Source organism: Methylobacterium sp. Leaf93, assembly GCF_001422345.1.
GTDB lineage: Bacteria > Pseudomonadota > Alphaproteobacteria > Rhizobiales > Beijerinckiaceae > Methylobacterium > Methylobacterium bullatum.
Window position 1 is genome coordinate 198,672 of the sequence record NZ_LMMS01000027.1, and the last position, 17,513, is coordinate 216,184.

General features: G+C 65.9%; 16 protein-coding genes. 11 read left to right on the top strand and 5 right to left on the bottom strand.

The annotated features are described in order from the left end of the window. Positions 1-127: 127 nt before the first annotated feature. The 3 genes from ASF26_RS23525 to ASF26_RS23700 all read left to right on the top strand — a co-directional run bounded on the left by ASF26_RS23525 (position 128) and on the right by ASF26_RS23700 (position 5,446). The gene (locus ASF26_RS23525; RefSeq protein ID WP_156463027.1) at positions 128-2,461 is read left to right on the top strand and encodes a calcium-binding protein; all 2,334 of its coding nucleotides are present in this window, start codon (positions 128-130) and stop codon (positions 2,459-2,461) included. Between the two features lie 369 nt (positions 2,462-2,830). Next, positions 2,831-3,937, top strand: a complete 1,107-nt coding sequence (locus ASF26_RS16925; protein ID WP_056256411.1) for a calcium-binding protein — start codon at positions 2,831-2,833, stop codon at positions 3,935-3,937. A 375-nt stretch (positions 3,938-4,312) separates the two neighbouring features. Beyond that, positions 4,313-5,446: a calcium-binding protein gene (locus ASF26_RS23700; RefSeq protein WP_082477684.1), complete on the top strand. Its 1,134-nt coding sequence runs from the start codon at positions 4,313-4,315 to the stop codon at positions 5,444-5,446. A 69-nt stretch (positions 5,447-5,515) separates the two neighbouring features. On the opposite strand, the gene ASF26_RS16935 is transcribed toward ASF26_RS23700, so the two are convergent. After that, positions 5,516-6,088 carry a polysaccharide biosynthesis/export family protein gene (locus tag ASF26_RS16935; RefSeq protein ID WP_018043576.1) on the bottom strand — a complete coding sequence of 191 codons (573 nt, stop codon included), beginning with the start codon at positions 6,086-6,088 and terminating at the stop codon, positions 5,516-5,518. 182 nt (positions 6,089-6,270) lie between these two features. On the opposite strand from ASF26_RS16935, the gene ASF26_RS16940 reads away from it, so the two are divergent. Beyond that, positions 6,271-8,547: a GumC family protein gene (locus ASF26_RS16940; protein ID WP_056256417.1), complete on the top strand. Its 2,277-nt coding sequence runs from the start codon at positions 6,271-6,273 to the stop codon at positions 8,545-8,547. A gap of 31 nt (positions 8,548-8,578) precedes the next feature. Here the strand turns inward: ASF26_RS16940 and ASF26_RS16945 are convergent, their stop codons facing one another. Continuing rightward, complete coding sequence (locus tag ASF26_RS16945; RefSeq protein ID WP_056256420.1) at positions 8,579-9,844, bottom strand: GNAT family N-acetyltransferase; 1,266 nt, start codon at positions 9,842-9,844, stop codon at positions 8,579-8,581. Positions 9,845-10,030: 186 nt separating this feature from the next. Between ASF26_RS16945 and ASF26_RS16950 the strand changes: the two genes are divergently transcribed. Beyond that, entirely contained in the window at positions 10,031-11,095 is a 1,065-nt protein-coding gene (locus tag ASF26_RS16950) for a polysaccharide deacetylase family protein (protein ID WP_056256421.1), read from the top strand. A gap of 15 nt (positions 11,096-11,110) precedes the next feature. Here the strand turns inward: ASF26_RS16950 and ASF26_RS16955 are convergent, their stop codons facing one another. Together ASF26_RS16955 and ASF26_RS16960 are read right to left on the bottom strand one after the other, a co-directional pair. Then, positions 11,111-11,521, bottom strand: a complete 411-nt coding sequence (locus ASF26_RS16955) for a hypothetical protein (protein ID WP_056256425.1) — start codon at positions 11,519-11,521, stop codon at positions 11,111-11,113. Positions 11,522-11,638: 117 nt separating this feature from the next. Further along, positions 11,639-11,857, bottom strand: coding sequence for a DUF2842 domain-containing protein (locus ASF26_RS16960; RefSeq protein ID WP_018043571.1), 219 nt, complete (start codon positions 11,855-11,857; stop codon positions 11,639-11,641). A 225-nt stretch (positions 11,858-12,082) separates the two neighbouring features. On the opposite strand from ASF26_RS16960, the gene ASF26_RS16965 reads away from it, so the two are divergent. The 3 genes from ASF26_RS16965 to ASF26_RS16975 all read left to right on the top strand — a co-directional run bounded on the left by ASF26_RS16965 (position 12,083) and on the right by ASF26_RS16975 (position 14,553). Continuing rightward, positions 12,083-13,210 (top strand): COX15/CtaA family protein, encoded by a 1,128-nt coding sequence (locus tag ASF26_RS16965; RefSeq protein ID WP_056256428.1) that lies wholly within the window; start codon positions 12,083-12,085, stop codon positions 13,208-13,210. A 337-nt stretch (positions 13,211-13,547) separates the two neighbouring features. After that, on the top strand, positions 13,548-13,736 hold the full coding sequence (locus ASF26_RS16970; protein ID WP_056256432.1) for a hypothetical protein: 189 nt from the start codon (positions 13,548-13,550) through the stop codon (positions 13,734-13,736). A gap of 136 nt (positions 13,737-13,872) precedes the next feature. Beyond that, positions 13,873-14,553 carry a hemolysin III family protein gene (locus tag ASF26_RS16975; protein WP_056256435.1) on the top strand — a complete coding sequence of 227 codons (681 nt, stop codon included), beginning with the start codon at positions 13,873-13,875 and terminating at the stop codon, positions 14,551-14,553. 41 nt (positions 14,554-14,594) lie between these two features. On the opposite strand, the gene ASF26_RS16980 is transcribed toward ASF26_RS16975, so the two are convergent. After that, a complete protein-coding gene (locus ASF26_RS16980) occupies positions 14,595-15,464 on the bottom strand; it encodes a GH25 family lysozyme (protein ID WP_056149489.1) in 870 nt (289 codons plus the stop codon). A 204-nt stretch (positions 15,465-15,668) separates the two neighbouring features. Here ASF26_RS16980 and ASF26_RS16985 point away from each other — a divergent pair, with 204 nt between their 5' ends. From ASF26_RS16985 to ASF26_RS16995, 3 genes are all read left to right on the top strand, one after another. Next, complete coding sequence (locus ASF26_RS16985; protein WP_056256962.1) at positions 15,669-16,112, top strand: DUF488 domain-containing protein; 444 nt, start codon at positions 15,669-15,671, stop codon at positions 16,110-16,112. A gap of 127 nt (positions 16,113-16,239) precedes the next feature. After that, positions 16,240-16,971 carry a LuxR family transcriptional regulator gene (locus ASF26_RS16990; protein WP_056256441.1) on the top strand — a complete coding sequence of 244 codons (732 nt, stop codon included), beginning with the start codon at positions 16,240-16,242 and terminating at the stop codon, positions 16,969-16,971. A 62-nt stretch (positions 16,972-17,033) separates the two neighbouring features. Further along, a complete protein-coding gene (locus ASF26_RS16995; protein ID WP_056256445.1) occupies positions 17,034-17,510 on the top strand; it encodes a VOC family protein in 477 nt (158 codons plus the stop codon). Positions 17,511-17,513 lie beyond the last annotated feature (3 nt).

The following is a 17,513-nucleotide window of genomic DNA, read 5'->3' on the forward strand; positions in this document are numbered from 1 at the left end:
GGGTTGTCAATATAGACGCTCCCTAATAGTCACAATAACCGAGCAATATACCCGATTCTTGTTCAATTTATTGACGAATATGGATATATTGAATATTATAATTGCAATATTAAGTTGGTGATCCATCATGGCCTCGATAAACGGGACGCAATACGCTGATCTGCTGAACGGAAAATCGTCAGCGGATGTGATAAAAGGGTTCGGAGGCGGGGACGAAATCTATGGAAATGGTGGGAACGACACCATCTATGGCGGCACGTCTACTGTCGTTGCCCCCGAGGATGACGACGACAGTGACGATTATCTCGATGGCGGAGACGGCAACGACAAGCTGTTCGGCGGAGTGGGTGCCGACCTGCTCGTCGGTGGGGCCGGCAACGACAGGCTGACCGGCGGCGACGGCGGCGACACTCTGTTGACCGGTGACGGAGCCGACGTCGTCGTGATCGAGCGTTTCGCGGATGGGGAGTATTATTACTCCAATTACGACACGGTGCTCGATTTCTCGCGGGCATCCGACCTCATCGATGTGTCGTCGCTGAATATCTCGTCGTTCGATACGATTCGGCACCTGCTGACATCCACCGGCAGTGGCGATGCGACGCTGTCGTACACATTCGGTTCCTACGTGGAGCAGACGACGTTCCTCGGAGTCGCCCCCTTCCGGCTCAGCGCCTCGAACTTCGTGCTGTCGAAGGTCGCGGCCGACGATGTCCTGGACGGCACCTCATCGAGCGACGATCTGTTCGGCGGGCTCGGCAACGACACCCTGACGGGCCTGGAGGGCAACGATCGCCTGTTCGGCGAGGCCGGCAACGACACGCTGATCGGCGATGCCGACGAGGCCACGGAAGCGTATTCCGCCGATCTTCTGGTCGGTGCCGCCGGGAATGACCGGCTCTTCGGGAATGGCGGTTACGATCGTCTGAACGGCGGTTCCGGTGACGACGTCCTTGATGGCGGCAGCGAGGACGACAAGCTTGTGACCGGTACCGGTTCCGATACCGTCGTCTATGCGCCACACGAATACGGCGAGACCGATACCGTCCGGGATTTCGACGTGGCGAGCGACAAGGTCGACCTGCGCGCGTTCAACATCTCGTCGATGGCGACGGTCAACGATCTTCTCGGCGTCAATTCCGATGGCGATACCGTGCTGTCCATCGAAGGCGATGGCATCTCCACCGACCTGATCCTGGCCAACGTCGATCGGTCTACGCTCGGGGCGAGCAACTTCGTCTTCGATCTCGTCGTCCAGAGCGAGCGCATCACCGGGTCGGATTACAACGACGACCTGTTCGGTGCCCTCGGCAACGATACGCTGACCGGCGGCGACGCCAACGACCGGCTCTATGGTGAGGATGGCAACGACATCCTGCAGGGCGGCGTCGGGACGACCGTCGCGGACAAGTCGTTCTATGACGGCGACGACATCCTCATCGGCGGCGCCGGCGACGACTCCCTCTACGGGGGCGGGGGCAACGACGTCCTGCGTGGCGGCGACGGCGCCGACAAGCTCTTCGGCCAGAACGGCGACGACTCGCTCTATGGCGGCGCCGGCGACGATACCTTCGTGATGCGGAAGCTGACGGCATCGGAGACCGACACGATCTTCGACTTCGAGGCGCCGAGCTTCGATGGCGAGACCGATACGGCCCATGGCGACCGGATCGACCTGTCGGCCTTCGGCATCGGGTCGATCGAGGCGCTCGATGAGATCCTCAGCATCGACGAGGACGGCAATGCCGTCATCGAGATCACGAGCAACGGATATGCCCAGCGCCTCGTGATCGCCGGAGCTTCCCCCGACGAACTCGATGTGAGCTCGTTCGTGTTCAGTGCATCCGCTGCGAACAATAGCATCACGGGCAAGACGAGCACGGATGATCTCTTCGGCGGTGCCGGCAACGATACTCTCATAGGCGGGGAGGGCGGGGATCGCCTGTTCGGCGAGGACGGTAACGACGTCCTTTACGGAGGCGCCACGACCAAGGCCGTCACCGAGGCAGATGGCGGGAGCGATCTGCTCTACGGCGGTGCCGGCGACGACACACTCTATGGCGGCGGCGGCAGCGACATCCTGCGCGGTGGCGACGGCGCCGACAGGCTGTTCGGCAATCTCGGCGAGGACATCCTCCTGGGTGGCGGCGGCGCGGATAGCTTCGTCTTCGACCGCGCGACCACCAGCGGCTATTCCAGCGATACCATCCTCGATTTCCGCGTGGCGGACGGTGACCTGATCGACCTGTCGATCATCGACGCCGTCGCGTCGTCGACGACAACGAACGAGAGCTTCACCTACATCGAGGGTGCGCAGTTCACCGGTGCCGGCCAGATCCGCCTGTCCCGTGACGGCATCTATACGGTGATCGAAGGCAGCGTCGACAAGGACGCCTCCGCCGAGTTCGAGATCAGGATCGCCGGACGGCCCACCATCGATGCGGGTGACTTCATCCTGTGATCCGTGCCGGCACATGTGCCGACATTGATGAAAGGAGGGGACGGTTCCGTCTCCTTCGAAGGTCCAGGGGCAGCTTCGGCCGAGAAAGTGGCCTGGAGTTGCGCCCGACCAGGTCGGGTCGGGACGCCTCTCCCGGCCTTTGTGGTGCCGCACTCGCTGTCGCCGAACCGGCATCCACGTCGCCGCAGTGCGCTCTAGACGATCGGCGGTCCGAGGCCGTCTACGGCGGCGAGTGCCTCATTCCTTGATCGCTGAGCCTCGCCTCGTCGTGCGCCAGGCCGTTGGGGTCGAAGCGTCACAAAGGTTCGATTCCGCGCTGACGGGACCGCGCTCCCATCAGGCACCCGCCTACATCCGACGGAGATCACCATGGCAATTTTCAATGCGTACAGCGCCATCAACATGGGCGCGTTCGATTTTTCACAGATCGATTATCAGGGCGACTATCTCGATGCGAACAGCACCTCTCTCAAACTGGGGTATGACGACATCGAGGATGGGAATTACACAGAGTATTATGGATCGAAATTTACTTACGACGAATTCGATATGATTAAATCCGGTTCAATAAATCAGATTAGGCATGAGTGGTATTATCATGACTACGATAAATACATCAACGAAGAGACCGGCGAGTACGAGTATGGCGAGGAATATTACAGCGGCGGTTATTCGGTTTATCGCCTGAAGATCGACTTCGCCGATTTCATCGCGTCGTCCAACGAGGATCGCCAAAAATTGGTCTTCGACGGCAACGACGTCATCACGGGATCGAACGAGAACGACACGCTGGTCGGCTACTGGGGGAGCGACAAGCTCTACGGCGCCGAGGGGGACGATTCGCTCGATGGAGGCAATGGCGCCGACAGCGACTATTACGGCAACGACAAGCTCTATGGCGGTTCGGGCAACGACAGGCTGTCGGGGCGCTACGGAGACGACCGCCTCGAAGGCGGCGAGGGGGACGATAAGTTGGATGCCGGGTCCGGCGATGACACCTTGTTGGGACAGGACGGCGACGATAGTCTTTCCGGTGGCAAGGGAGCTGATCTTCTGATCGGCGGCGCCGGCTCCGATACGCTGATCGGCGGTCTCGACCAGGACACCCTCTCTGGTGGCGGCGGGCGCGGGCTGGATACCTTCGTGTTCGCGATCGATAAAACTGTGGGTGCGATCGCACGAGCGGACACGATCCTGGATTGGAGCACGACCTACGACAGCATCGATCTGAAGCATGCCGGTACGGCCACCAACTACTTCGAAGCCAGCACCAAGGCCGAGTCTATCGGCGAGGCTTTCGCCCCCTATGGCGGCGGGCTGAAGAACGCCGACATGAAACACCTCTTCCTTTACAACGGGACCGCGAAGACCGGATACCTCCTTTCGGATCAGGATGGTGACCACAGGTTCGATACTGGGGTGATTATGGCCAATGCCGGCAAGGCTTCGAGCATGAGCTACCTGGATATTATCTGACGGCGAGGCTGCGTGCAGGCTCGGAACTGCCCATCTCCCGGACCGGGCTCGCATTTGGAGATTCCGATCCGGACGACGGGTCCTCGGCGGATTGAGCCGGGTATCGAATGGGCCGGGTCGGGGTGACGCGTTGCACGAGGCTGCGGTCCCAAGCGGGTGAGGGGCGCCCATCGGATCACCGCCGTTTCGTGGCGCATGCCGATACCACACGGCGCGGCAGATCGTGTCCATCCTTCGCTAATGCGCCGGCCAATCGGGCGACGGTCGACGATTTCGTCATCGAACCCTGCCGGCATCCTTCAAGTGAGGGATGCCGTCTTCCAAAGCGGCTTGTAACGGGTCGATAGGCGCCCCGCCCTTCGGAAAGAGACCCCAATGGCCAAATTGACTGTTTCCGGCTCGATAGACATGAATTGGATCGAACTACCGAAATTGCCGACATACTGGGACGAAATTGACGGAAGCGAGAGTCACTATCAGTTCGGATATGACGACGGCGATTCAGGTGACTCGATGCTATATTCAGGGTCGAATTTCAAATATTATGAGGAGTATGATGAGGGGGAAATATACGTATATTATGACCAGATTATATCTGGTAATATAAAATCGGTTAATTACAATTATTATCAATATGAAGAGGAATATTATGAGGACGAGGATGGGTATGAATTCTCGATCGATGTTCGCTACGAGGGCGCCTTCGAGCTGACCAAAATCGATGTCGATTTCTCCGAGATCCTGGGCCGCTCTGCCGAGGACAACCGTCAGCTGGTCTTTCGTGGGAACGATCAATTGATCGGTTCCGCGGCGAACGATTCGCTGATCGGGTATGATGGCAACGACAGGCTTTATGGGGGCGGGGGAGACGACAGCCTCGACGGCGGCAACGGCTCCGACAGCGACTATCTCGGCAACGACAAGCTTTATGGCGGCTCCGGCAACGACAAACTTGCGGGCCGCTATGGAGACGACCGCCTCGAAGGCGGAAACGGTAATGACAAGCTGGACGCCGGCTCCGGCAACGACACGCTCCTCGGGCAGGATGGCGATGACAACCTCACCAGCGGCAAGGGAACGGACGCCCTGCTCGGCGGGGCCGGCTCCGATATCCTGAATGGCGGCGCCGATAAGGACACTCTGTCCGGCGGCGGGGGCAAGGGACTCGATACCTTCGTCTTCGCATTGGACAAGACCGCCGGCGCGATCTCACGCTCGGATACGATCCTGGACTGGAATCCGACCTACGACAGCATCGACCTCAAATATGCAGGTACGCGAGACAATTACTTCGAGACGAGGACCACGACGATCTCTGCCGAGATGGCCTATGCGCGCTATGACGGCGTCCTGAAGAACGACGACATGACACACCTGTTCTTGTACAACACCTCGACGAAGACGGGGTACCTGCTGTCCGATCAGAACGCCGACCACATGTTCGACACGGTGGTCGTCATCAGCAATGCCGCCAGTGCCGCGAGCATGAGTTATCTCGACATCGTCTGATCGGGCGAGACACGACGAAGGCCCGGATCGGATGGATCCGGGCCGATATCGATCGACGACGAGACGTCCTCAGAAGAAGCGTTCCTTTATGACGATCGTGTCGCCGGGCCTCACTAGGTAGGTCATCGGGACGATGCCCGAGACGAGGCCGTTCGGTCCCTCGCGGGTGAGGACGGCATAGTCGCGGGCCGCCCGCGGCCCGAAGCCCGCCGCGATCGCCACCGCCGTCTCCACGGCCATACCGTTCACGTAAGGGTACTGCCCCGAGGTGGTGACCTCGCCGAGGATGTAGAACGGCCGATAGGCATCCACCTCCACCGTCACATGCGGCTCGCGCACGAAGCCCGCCGCCAGCTTGGCCTCGATGGTCCGGGCGGCCTGGGCCGTCGATTGCCCTCCCACCTTCACGAGCCCGATGAGCGGCATGGCGATGCCGCCCGTCCCGTCGATGGCGTAGATGTTGGAGAGATTGTCCTGGCCGAAAACGATGACGCGCAGCCGGTCGCCGGTGGCGAGCGTATAGCGTCCGCCGATCGATCCGGTGGCGGTGGCGTCGAGCTGCGCGGTCCGGAAGTCGGGACGCAGGCATCCGCCCAGTGCCAGAGTGGAGGAGAGAGCGAGGAGAAGGGAGCGCCGGTTCATCATCCAAGCCGCTAAGAGCAAGTTTCTGCCTCTATTGGTAGGTTCATATGGTTAACAAAAGCTGATGCGCCGCCCGGAATGCGCTGCGTTGCAGTCGATCTTAACCGACGATCAATCTTAACGAGTTCTACTCTTCCGTGAGGCGTCCGATACGCCGTCCTGCCTTGCGTAAAGATCGTCTCATGCCCCGCTCGCAGCAGACCGTTTCCTCGATCGAACCGATCCCACAGCGGGACGAGGGGCTCGGCCTGTCCCAGCTGTTCGGGGTGCTGGCGCGGTCCTGGCGCTGGATCGTCCTTCCCACCCTGGCGGCGGGCATCGGGGCCATCGTCTTCGTGCAGGTGGTTCCGCCCCGCTATACCGGCGAGGCCAAGATCCTGCTGGAGAGCCGCGACGCGAGCTTCGCGCGGACCGCCCAGGAACGCGGCGAACAGCCCCTGGCCATCGACGAACAGGCGGTGGCGAGCCAGGTCCAGGTGGTGATGTCCCGGGATATCGCCCGGGAGGCGATCCGCCGCCTGAAGCTCGTGGGCAATGCCGAATTCGATCCCGAGGTCGACGGCATCGGTCCGGTCCAGCGCGTCCTGATGATGATCGGGCTCGGCAGGAACCCGATGGAGCGGGCGCCCGAGGACCGGGTGCTGGAGACCTATTTCGACCGGCTCCTGGTCTACCCGGCCGGCAAGTCCCGCATCCTGACGGTCGAGTTCCGCTCGCGCGATCCGGACCTCGCGGCCAAGGCCGCCAACACCATCGCGGAACTCTACATCGCCTCCCTGGAATCGGCGAAGGTGGACACCGCCCGCTACGCCTCGACCTGGCTCGGCGGCAACATCGACACCCTGCGCACCCGCGTGTCCGAGGCCGAGGCGAAGGTCGAGGCCTTCCGCGCCCGCAACGGCCTGATCAGCGGCGGCGGCGGCGCCACCAGCCAACCTCTGGGCACCCAGCAGCTCAGCGAATTGTCGACCCAGCTGTCCCAGGCCCGCACGGTCAAGGCCGATCTCACGAGCCGGGCCAAGCTCATCCGCGAGATGATCAAGGACGGCCGCGCCTTCGAGATCCCGGATGTGGCCAACAACGAGGTCATCCGCCGCACGGTGGAGCAGCGCATCACCCTGCGCGGGCAGCTCGCCCTCGAATCGCGGACGCTGATGCCGGCCCATCCCCGCATCAAGGAACTGACCGCGCAGATCGGCGACCTCGATGCGCAGATCAAGGCCACCGCCGACCGGGTGGTGCGGACGATGGAGAACGACGCCCGTATCGCCGAGGCCCGGGTCGAGAGCCTGAACGCCGCCGTCGACGCGCAGCGCGAGGTCGTCTCGAAGGGCAATTCCAGCGAGGTCCAGTTGCGCGCCCTTGAGCGCGAGGCCAAGGCCCAGCGCGACCAGCTCGAATCCTACCTCTCGCGCTATCGCGAGGCCTCGGCCCGCGATGCCGAGAGCGCGGCCCCCGCCGATGCCCGCGTGGTCTCCCGCGCCGTGGTGCCCCAGATACCGTCCTTCCCGAAGAAGCTGCCCATCGTGGCACTCGCCCTCGTGATGGCGCTGCTGCTGTCCAGCGGCGGGGTGGCGGCACGCCATCTCCTCCGCGATCCCGACGAGACCCGCCGGACAGGGCCGGACGATCGGGCTCCCGAGCCCGCCCCCTTCGCCTTCCCGGAAGCGTCCGCGGCCCTGTCGCGCACCGGTACCGCCGCCGCCCTCTACGAGGCGCCGTTGATCGCCCGCGTCGTCGTCCCCCTCGTCGCCGCCGCTCCCGCCTCCGCCCCGGCATCCGCGCCGTCTCCGGGGCGGGAGGAGATGGAAGAGGCCGCCGGGGAAGCGGGCCGGACGGCCGTTCCCAGCTACGATCTCCAGGCCCTCACCCGTCGCCTGCGCGAGCGCATGGGCCGCAATGGCGGAAGCCTCCTGGTGGCGGAGACCGATACGGACGCCGACCGGCAGCTCGCCGGGATCCTGGCGGAGGCCTTGGCCGCGAGCGGGCGCGTCCTCCTCGTAGACGTCAACGGCCCGGCCTCACCCTCGGACGATGCCGGCCTCACCGACCTCGTGGCGGGCGAGGCGGCCTTCCTCGACGTGATCCGGTCGGTGCCCTCGGTGCGCAGGCTCCACGCCATCCCGCGCGGCTTCGTCGAGTGCGACATCCTCACGGACGAGCCGGAGGCCCTGGCCATCGCCCTCGATGCCCTCGCCCAGAGCTACGATTGGGTCGTCTATCGCTTGGGCGAGGCCCAGTCCGAGGGGGCTCGCGACCTGCTGACGGCCATGGCGGGCCGGATGAACGCCATCGTCATCGCCTCCGACACGTCGCCCGAGGATCCCGAGCTCGTCGCGCTCTACGGCCTGGCCGACCGGGAGGGATCCGGCTCCGTCCTCGTCGCCGGAGAGTACCCCGCGAACGAGCACGCCGCTGCTGGAAAGCCGGGGGCCGGCGCAAGACTTTCGGCGGCCTGAGGACTTTCGGCGGCCTGAGCGAGCCGTCGCGTCAGGTTTGCGCCTCGCCGACGCTCCGGCCATGGCGGCCCGAGCGTCGGATCGCCTTCCGGACCGCCTTCGCCCAGCGCGCCAGTCGCTCGCTCCGCTTGATCCGGCGCTTGAGGCGGGTGGCGGCCATGGACGGAATGGCGAAGAGATGGCCGCGCAGGGTGACGGCGATGGTGACCTCGCCCAGCTGAATCGTCTCGTCGCAGATATTGGCCTTGTAGCGGGCCTCCCCGACGCCGAGATCGAAGCTGCGGCGTCCGCGCTCGGTCTGATCGCGGATGAGATGCTGCAGCAGGATGTCGCCGGGGCTCGACCGTCCGACCACGGGATCCTGATCGAAGGAGGTCATCATGCCGCTGTAGCGCGCATCGCTGACCGCACCGGCGAAGGTCGCGAAGACGCGCCCATCGTTGCACGCCACCAGGGCGGAGACCTCGATCGCGGCGCCCCGGACCTCGTTCGGATCGTCCTGCCGGCAGGCGCCCGTGGCGATGAAGCGGCGGATCCCCTCGTCGGCATAGGGATTGGCGATGCTCATGGCGGCGAAGCGCGAGGCCTTCTGCGTGAAGAAGGCGGCGAGGTAAACTCTCACCTCCTCGGCATTCGCGGCCACCCGATACTCCACGGGGCCGAAGGCCTCGATCAGCTTCCTCTCCTTCGAGCGCATCTTCTTGCGCGCATCGGCACTGAAGACGCGCTTTGCGGTGGTCTCGGGGTCGGGGCCGAGGATCAGGCCGTAGGCGTCGCTCACGGCCGGCGCGGCGTGGAGGCTCAACGGATTGGCGGCGCCGTCCCAGAAGCGCGGCTGATGCCCGAGCAGATAGACATCGATCCCGGCCTCGTGCCCGACGCGGCGCAGCAGCCCAACGAGATCCTCGGCACGCATGGCCGCCGCCTCGCGGGAGGCGAACATCGGCATGTGGTAGTTCGCGTGCTTGCAGCCGATCACCCGCGCCACGCGGACGCCGCGCTCGCGTGCCACTTGCAGCGGCAGGATCACGCGGGGTCGTCCGCCGGGATCGCGCAGGACGATGACCCGCAGGGAGGCGTCCTGCTCCGCCGGGGTGCAGCCGAGCTTGGCCGAGACGAAGGCCGAGACCCAGTCGAATCGCTGATAGGGAGTAGACAGCGCGGCCGGATCGCTCTCGACGCTCCGCCACAAAGCCTCGACACTGGCCAGGTCGCGAAACACCTCCGGAACCAGTTGCCCGCGGACGCGCTCCTGAATCATACCCGCTCCGGTGAGATCGTGAACAAGAACCGCCATCACCGCTCCCTGGCACGGCTCCGCAAGCGCGGCGCACGAGCATGCATCGTCCAGTACTAGACCTCCGGCTCCTTAAGCGCCGGTGACGATGGAAAACGGCAAGGCATCATCTCGCGATGTGGGTAACGAAACCTTGCGGGTTGGTGATCGAATCTCCGCCCGTCCCGCCCTTCTCTGGTGACGTCCATGCCCTCGCCCGAGTTCCGTCACCGCCTGTTCGATGCGGGCTTTCGCGCCATCGCCGCCTCGGGAGCCGACCGTTGGCTGAGGCGGGTCGCGCAGGGGCGCGGCCTGATCCTGACCTTCCATCATGTCGATCCGGCCCCCGCGAGGGCCTACGCCCCCAACGGCCTCCTCTCGATCACGCCGGACTTCCTCGACCTGGTGATGGTCACGCTGGCCGCGAAGGGGTTCGACGTGATCGGCCTCGATTCCGTGCCAGAGCGGCTCGTCCGGCCCGGCGGGGACAGGCCCTTCGCCGTCCTGACCTTCGACGACGGCTACCGGGACAATGCCCGCCACGCCGTTCCCATCCTGAGCCGGCATCGCGTTCCCTGGACGCTGTTCGTCGCGAGCGACTTCGCCGAGGGGCGGGGCCGCCTGTGGTGGATCGAACTCGAACGCGCGATCGGTCGCCTCGACCGGGTGAGGGTGCGTCGGGACGAGGCCCCGCCCCTCGACCTGCCCGCCGCCACGGCCGGGGAGAAGATGGCGGCATTCGCCGTGATCTACCGGCACCTGCGCGCCGGATCGGAGGAGCGCCTACTCGCCACCATCGCCGCCCTCTGCGGCGAGGCCGGCATCGGAATCGGGCGTGTGGCGAAGGAACTCTGCCTGTCCTGGGGGGAGTTGCGCGATCTCGCGGCCGATCCTGCCTTGTCGATCGGGGCCCATACGATCGGCCATCCCATGCTGGCGAAACACGGGGAGGCGCGGGTACGCCATGAGATCGGGGAGGGCAGGGCGCGGATCGAACGGGAGATCGGACGGCCGGTGCGGCACTTGTCCTATCCGGTCGGCGATCCGACCTCGGCCGGGGGGCGGGAATTCGACATCGCCCGCGAGGCCGGGTTCGTCACGGCCGTGACGACCCGCCCCGGCCATCTCTTCCCCGGCCATGCCGCCCATCTCCATGCCCTGCCGCGGGTCTCGGTGAATGGGCTGCATCAATCGAAGGCGGCGCTCTCCGCGCTGCTGTCGGGGGTTCCGTTCCTCGCCTGGAATCGCGGGCGACGGCTCGATGTCGAATGAGCCCGGCCCACCCGGCTAATGCCGGCGGCGGCGACGGTAGGACGAGCGGCCCTCGCTTCCACCGACGGTGAAGCTGGCGCTCTGGCGGCCGTGGCGGGTATAGCGCCCGCGCCTGCCGCGCTGGCCCCTGCCCGCCTCCTGCGCGGGCTCGTCGGCCATGGGCAGGGATTCGGTGCTGACGGGCGGCACGGCGGCGAGCGCCGTCGCTACGGAGGAGGCCGACCCGCCATCGCTGCCCCCGCCTCCGACATTCTTGGCGGCCGGTCCGAACATCGCGAGGCACTGGTTGTAGGCGAGGTCGTTTTTGAGACGCTCGCATTCCGCCATCGAGCGGGGCGCATTCTGCGCCGAGGCCCGGGTGGCGAGAGCCGGGAGAGCGGCGCAGCCGACGCCTACGAGCAGGAAGGACGCGAGGAATCGGTTCATGAGGATCGGTTCATGGAGCGGCGGATCTCGGCCTGGGTCTGAGGGAACATCGAAGCGTGCCCAAGCCTGTGACGGCCGAGTGCGGCGAAATCCCGGCGTCGGGTGAAACCCCGGCTCTCAGCTCCCGCCGTCGACGTCCTTTCGCTCCATCCAGCGGATCAGCGGCATCAACGGGAATATCCAGGCGATACCAAGGAAGGCGTAAAGGATCGCCTGCACGGCCGGGGGCGTCTGGGAGATGCGGCTGTCGGCCAAGGCCATGGCGAGGGGCGCGTAGAGCGCCACGAAGGCGAGCATGCCGATCGTGCCGAGCAGCGTGCGGGTGCGGCGGCGCATGGGCGCTCTCCTGTATAGGGGCCTTTGGCGAGGGGCCTTCTCCCCCAGCGTCAGGTCCGCCGGGGTTAGGCCGACCGCCCCGGCAAGGCAATTGCCGCTCGCGCCGCATCCAAACCCTCTGCGGCCCTCGGCGACGTTGCCCCCGTGGCCGCGCATGCGTAACGCAGGGGCGCAAGGCACGGGAAACCCGCGCCGATCCCGACACCACGCGAGCTCCCCACCGCGATGCCTTCACGCGAAACCACCCCGACCGCGCCGGTCCGTTCCACGAACCCGGTGCGCATCTGGCTCTACACGCTGGCGATCCTCGTCGTGGCCATGGTCGCCGTCGGCGGTGCCACCCGCCTGACGGGATCGGGATTGTCGATCACCGAATGGCGGCCGGTGACGGGCGTGGTCCCCCCGGTCTCCGAACAGGCCTGGGCCGCCGAGTTCGACAAGTACAAGGACACGCCGCAATACCGCATCCTCAACCAGGGCATGGGGTTGTCGGACTTCAAGGTCATCTATGCCTGGGAATGGGGCCACCGCCTGCTCGGGCGCATCCTCGGGCTCGCCTTCTTCGTACCGCTCCTGGTGTTCTGGTGGCGCGGTCTCGTCGACCGGCGCCTGGGATACGGGCTCCTCGCGCTGGGCGCCCTCGGCGGTCTTCAGGGCGCCATCGGCTGGATCATGGTCGCTTCCGGCCTCCAGCCGGGCATGACGGCGGTGGCGCCCCTCAAGCTCGCCCTCCACCTGACCACGGCGAGCCTGATCCTGGCGGGCCTCGTCTGGTTGGCGGCCGGGTTGAGGTCCGGCCCGTCCGAGCCGGCACCCGGTCGCCTGAGGATCATGGCGGCCCTGCTGCCGATCCTCGTCCTGCTCCAGATCGGTCTCGGCGGCCTCGTCGCCGGATCGAAGGCCGGGCTCGTGCACAACACCTGGCCAGACATGGACGGCGTCCTCGTGCCGGGGGCGTCGGACCTGTTCGCGGTCAGCCCGTGGATCGAGAACTTCGTCGACAACGTCACCCTGGTGCAGTTCAACCACCGCCTCGTGGCCTATCTCCTTTTGGCGGTGGCGCTGTTCCACGCCGTCGACGCGGGCAAGCGGCTTCCCGGCAGCGGCACGGCCCGCCGCGCAATGGGCATCGCCGGTCTGACCCTGGCGCAGGCGGGGTTGGGCATCGTGACGCTTCTGCTGGCGGTGCCCCTCTGGGCGGGCCTCACCCATCAGGTCTTCGCCATGGCGGTCCTGATGATGGCGACGGTGCATGCCCGGCTCAGCCGGGGAGCGACCCCGCGGACCCTGCCGTCTCCCGTCGCTAGTTCCGCCGCCTTCGGTTTCGAGGGCATGACGGGCCGAGGCGCTTAGCCCCTCTCCGGGAACACATCGTAGCGGAGGCCGAGGGGGGCTCGGGGAGACGGCCTCTTGCCCGGAGGCGAGGGGGGCTGTCCCGGCCCGCTTTCCGGATCTCATCGGCGCGCCGGCTGCTGCATCGCACAGACCGCATCGCCGCTATGCCGGATGGTAGGTGCGGATTGGCCGGATGCTTGCACCGTGTCGGTCCACATCGGCGAGCGTCGCCCCGACCATATTTTGTTGCATCGCAGCGAAACCAAGCTTGGGTTCGTACCGTTAGCCGATGTGTCGATGGCGCCGCGAAAGCGGCGTCCGGCAATGTCACGCCACAACCGAAAGGCCGTCCAGCATGCACGACCAACGCCTCGTGTCGGAAGAGCAGGTACTCGTTGAGCGCGACCAGTCGGCACGCGAAGGCGCCGACACGGACGGGACGCGCCATGCACGGACCCGTAAGGTCGTCGTCGGTCTCACGGGACTCCTCGGCGCCGCCTGGGCCGTCGTCCTCGCAAGCCGCTTCTCGACCTTCTCATTCTAGGAATATTTTCGCCGGGAAAATATGCGGCAATCAGGTAGGCGGCGGTTCACGATGCTCGCCGCCTACGCAGTTCGAGCAGGGAACGAGTCTGGGCCTTCGGCGCTTAAGCTTGGGTTAGGAAAGTTCGGAGTCAGCGATGTTCCTGGCTGAGGACGGTAGACCCATCGGACTGACCTGGAATTACACCCGCCGGGAGCTGATGGCGGATGCCGCCGTGCACATCGCCGGCATCGCGTTCGGTGTGGCGGGCTCCATCGCCATCGTCATCCTGGCGGCGATGGCGCCGTTGGATTGGACCGAGCGAGCGGGCGTCGCGGTCTATGCCGCCGCCCTGGTGTCGATGCTCGGTGTCTCGGCCACCTACAACATGTGGCCCGTGGGGCGCCGCAAGTGGATCCTGCGCCGGGCCGACCACGCCCTCATCTACTTGATGATTGCGGGCACCTACACGCCTCTCGTCGCCCTGGTCGGGCGCGGATCGACGGCCTGGATGCTTCTGGCCTTCATCTGGGTGCTGGCGGCGATCGGCATCGCCCTGAAGCTGCTCCTGCCCGGCCGTTTCGACCGGGCCGCCATCGGGCTCTACCTGCTCCTCGGATGGAGCGGCGTCGCCACCTACGAATCGGTGATCGGCGCACTGAACCCCGAGGCCCTCTGGCTTCTGGCGATCGGCGGCGTGCTCTACTCGGCCGGGGTCATCTTCCACGTCTGGCGCAGCCTGCCGTACCAGAACGCGATCTGGCACGCCTTCGTCCTCGCCGCCACGGCCTGCCATTACGGCACCGTCCTCGCGAGCGTGATGAGCGCCGCTCCCTAGCGGCGCTCGGTGACACGTCCCCCGACGTTTCGGTTCTTCCCCTACTTCCCGCTGCAGAGCCCCTGTCCGGCGAGCCGGCTATGGTCGCGGGGGTCGCAATCCGTTGACAGGAACGAGGCCCATTCCGCGGTGGAGCCGTAGAACGCGTTGCGGTCGACGTCGCCGCGCACGCCCGGAACCCGGCCCGTGGAGGTGAACTGCCACAGCATCCACTTGCGCTTGGCGTAGCGCTGCTCGGGCTCGGCCGCCGTGGAGCGGACCCAGTGCGGGTAGTCGGGCAGCTCGTCCTCGAGCACGTCCTTGTGGAAGGTGATGTCGGTATAGATGATCGGACGCTTGCCGGTGTAGCGCTCCATCTCGTCGAGCATGTAGCGCATCATCGCCAGCGCCTGGGCTTTCGGCAGCTTCTTGGGGCAGAGCTGCGAATGACCGTTCCACTCCACGTCGAGGACGGGGGGCAGGGCGGTCGGATCGTTGGGGACGTTCTTCTTGAACCACTCCATCTGGTCCTGGGCCGAGCGGCACCAGAACACGAAATGGTAGGCCCCACGGGGCACGCCCGCCTTGGCGGCGCCGTCCCAATTGGCGCGGAACCGCTCGTCCACGTGGTCGCCGCCCTCCGTCGCCTTGATGAAGGCGAACTGCGTGCCGGCACCGCGCACCGAGGCCCAATCGATCGGCCCCTGCCATTTCGAGATGTCGATGCCCTGGATCGGGTGCTGCTTGGCGCGCGCCACCCCCGGATGGGGCTTCACGTCGCCCTTGGTGGGGTAGAAGTCGCTGTGGTTTCCGGCGCAGGCCGCGAGAGTCGCGAGCAGGGCGGCTGTCAGAGAGCGTTTGGCCCAGCGCATGGCGACGCCGCGTGGCATCCCGGCCATGATTGTCGGGGCGATCCCGTTCTTAAGCGACATCGATGCCCGGCCCACCGTTCTCACGCGCTACACTCATCGCTAAGGGATGGCCCCTGCGCGGTTAACAGAGCTTTGACGGCAATGCGGCGGAATTCCGGAAGTCGTTGCCTGCGAGCCACATAGGGTGCATTCCGGCGCTTAGGCCGCAGGCCGGCGCCCGAGGCTAAGTCACGAGCCGGTCTGGTGTTTCGAGGGGAGGGGAGACTGCAGAAGGTTTTGTTCACCATCGGCTACGAAGGGCTCGATTCCGAGCGTTTCGTGGCGACCCTGAAGGATGCCGGCGTCGCGACCCTGGCCGACGTTCGCGCGGTGGCGAATTCGCGCAAGCGAGGTTTTTCGAAGAACGCCCTGAAGACGAGCCTGGAGGAGGCGGGTCTCACCTACGCGCATGCGCGGGAACTCGGCACGCCCAAGGCCGGGCGGGAAGCCGCCCGGGCCCATGACGCGGTGCTGATGCGCCGGATCTACTGCGAGGAGGTCCTCGATACCGCCGATGGCGGCCTCGCCCTCGATGCCCTGTGCGAGCTCGCCGCGCGGGCGCCCACCTGTCTCCTCTGTTTCGAGCGCGATCCGGAACGGTGCCATCGCCGCGTCTTGGCCGAGCGGCTGGAGGCGGCCGGTTTCAGGACCGTCGACCTGTTCGGCTGATTCTCCCTCGGAACCCGGTCGCGCAAAATCGATCCTACCCGAGGGAATGCGTTGACAATCTAGAGTTAGGTCGCTCACATGCCCTTCGATCATGAAGACGTGATCGGACTCTCCTGGCAGTACGCGTGTGACGCGCAAATCCCTCGATCAGACCCTCGGCTTCCTCCGCTCCCTCGACCGGACGGCGAGCGGCGAGGACGTCGCCCGGCTTCTGATGGCGGAACTGGCGGATCTCGGCGTCGCCCATATCATGGCGGCCACCGTGCCGGCCCGTGGCGCGCCCGTCCGACAGCAGCGCGGCCACGTTCTCCTCAACACCTTCCCGATGGAATGGGGCCGGCGCTACCTGACGCGCGGCTATGCCTTCCACGACCCCACGGTGCGGCGCCTCGGCCACTCCACCGCGCCCTTCGCCTGGAGTGACGCCACCGAGGAGCGAGCCGACGATCCCCTGGCGCGCAGGGTGATGGACGAGGCGACGGATTTCGGCCTGTGCGACGGCCTGACGATCCCGCTGATGACCCTCGACGGCGAGACCGCCGGGTTCAGCGTCTCGGGCGAGCGCCTCGTCATCGATCCGGCGGATCGGGGGATGCTTCAGCTGATCGCCACCTACGCGTTCGGCCACCTGCTGCTGCTGAACGGGCAGAGCCCGGCGGCCTCCGCGCGCCTCGCCCCGCGCGAGCGCGAGGCCCTGCAATGGGCGGCCGAAGGTAAGACCGACTGGGAGATCGGCGAGGTCATGGGGATCTCAGCCCACGGCGTCGATTTCCACCTGCGCTCCGCCCGCGCCAAGCTCGGCACCGTCAACCGCACCCAGGCCGTCGCCATCGCCCTGCGGCGGGGGCTCATCATCTGATGGGCTCGAGGCCGGATCGTTGATATCTTCATCCGGGTCCAGTCTCGCGAGAGAAGTCGACGATGGCCAAGGTCAGCACCTGCCTGTGGTTCGGCAAGGACATCGAGGCGGCGGTCGGCCTCTACGTCTCCCTCGTACCCGATTCGCGGATCGACCATGTCCAGCGCTCGCCCGGACCCTGGCCGGGCGGGGAGGCGGGCGATGCGCTGCTCGTGGCCTTCACCCTTGGCGGACAGAGCTTTCAGGCCCTGAACGGAGGCGCCACGGCCGATTACGGCACCGCCGCTTCGATTTCGGTGGCCTGCGCCGACCAGGATGAAGTCGACCGGTTATGGGCGGCGCTCATCGCGGATGGCGGGGCCGAGATCATGTGCGGCTGGCTCCGGGACAAATGGGGCGTGCCCTGGCAGATCGTACCCACGATCCTCCCCCGGTTGCTGGCCGACCCCGATCTGGCCGTGGCGAGCCGGGTCTTCTCCGCCATGCAGGACATGATCAAGCTCGACATCGCCGCCCTCGAGCGCGCGGCCGCCGGCTGAGAC

What these genes read in the sequence shown, in the direction of transcription:
- ASF26_RS16940 (WP_056256417.1), top strand. Translation starts at nt 6,271, where the DNA reads ATGCCCCGCTCGCAGCAGACCGTTTCCTCGATCGAACCGATCCCACAG.
- ASF26_RS16960 (WP_018043571.1), bottom strand. Translation starts at nt 11,857, where the DNA reads ATGCGCCGCCGCACCCGCACGCTGCTCGGCACGATCGGCATGCTCGCC.
- ASF26_RS16965 (WP_056256428.1), top strand. Translation starts at nt 12,083, where the DNA reads ATGCCTTCACGCGAAACCACCCCGACCGCGCCGGTCCGTTCCACGAAC.
- ASF26_RS16945 (WP_056256420.1), bottom strand. Translation starts at nt 9,844, where the DNA reads ATGGCGGTTCTTGTTCACGATCTCACCGGAGCGGGTATGATTCAGGAG.
- ASF26_RS16970 (WP_056256432.1), top strand. Translation starts at nt 13,548, where the DNA reads ATGCACGACCAACGCCTCGTGTCGGAAGAGCAGGTACTCGTTGAGCGC.
- ASF26_RS16980 (WP_056149489.1), bottom strand. Translation starts at nt 15,464, where the DNA reads ATGTCGCTTAAGAACGGGATCGCCCCGACAATCATGGCCGGGATGCCA.
- ASF26_RS23525 (WP_156463027.1), top strand. Translation starts at nt 128, where the DNA reads ATGGCCTCGATAAACGGGACGCAATACGCTGATCTGCTGAACGGAAAA.
- ASF26_RS16995 (WP_056256445.1), top strand. Translation starts at nt 17,034, where the DNA reads ATGGCCAAGGTCAGCACCTGCCTGTGGTTCGGCAAGGACATCGAGGCG.
- ASF26_RS16950 (WP_056256421.1), top strand. Translation starts at nt 10,031, where the DNA reads ATGCCCTCGCCCGAGTTCCGTCACCGCCTGTTCGATGCGGGCTTTCGC.
- ASF26_RS23700 (WP_082477684.1), top strand. Translation starts at nt 4,313, where the DNA reads ATGGCCAAATTGACTGTTTCCGGCTCGATAGACATGAATTGGATCGAA.
- ASF26_RS16955 (WP_056256425.1), bottom strand. Translation starts at nt 11,521, where the DNA reads ATGAACCGATTCCTCGCGTCCTTCCTGCTCGTAGGCGTCGGCTGCGCC.
- ASF26_RS16925 (WP_056256411.1), top strand. Translation starts at nt 2,831, where the DNA reads ATGGCAATTTTCAATGCGTACAGCGCCATCAACATGGGCGCGTTCGAT.
- ASF26_RS16975 (WP_056256435.1), top strand. Translation starts at nt 13,873, where the DNA reads ATGTTCCTGGCTGAGGACGGTAGACCCATCGGACTGACCTGGAATTAC.
- ASF26_RS16935 (WP_018043576.1), bottom strand. Translation starts at nt 6,088, where the DNA reads ATGAACCGGCGCTCCCTTCTCCTCGCTCTCTCCTCCACTCTGGCACTG.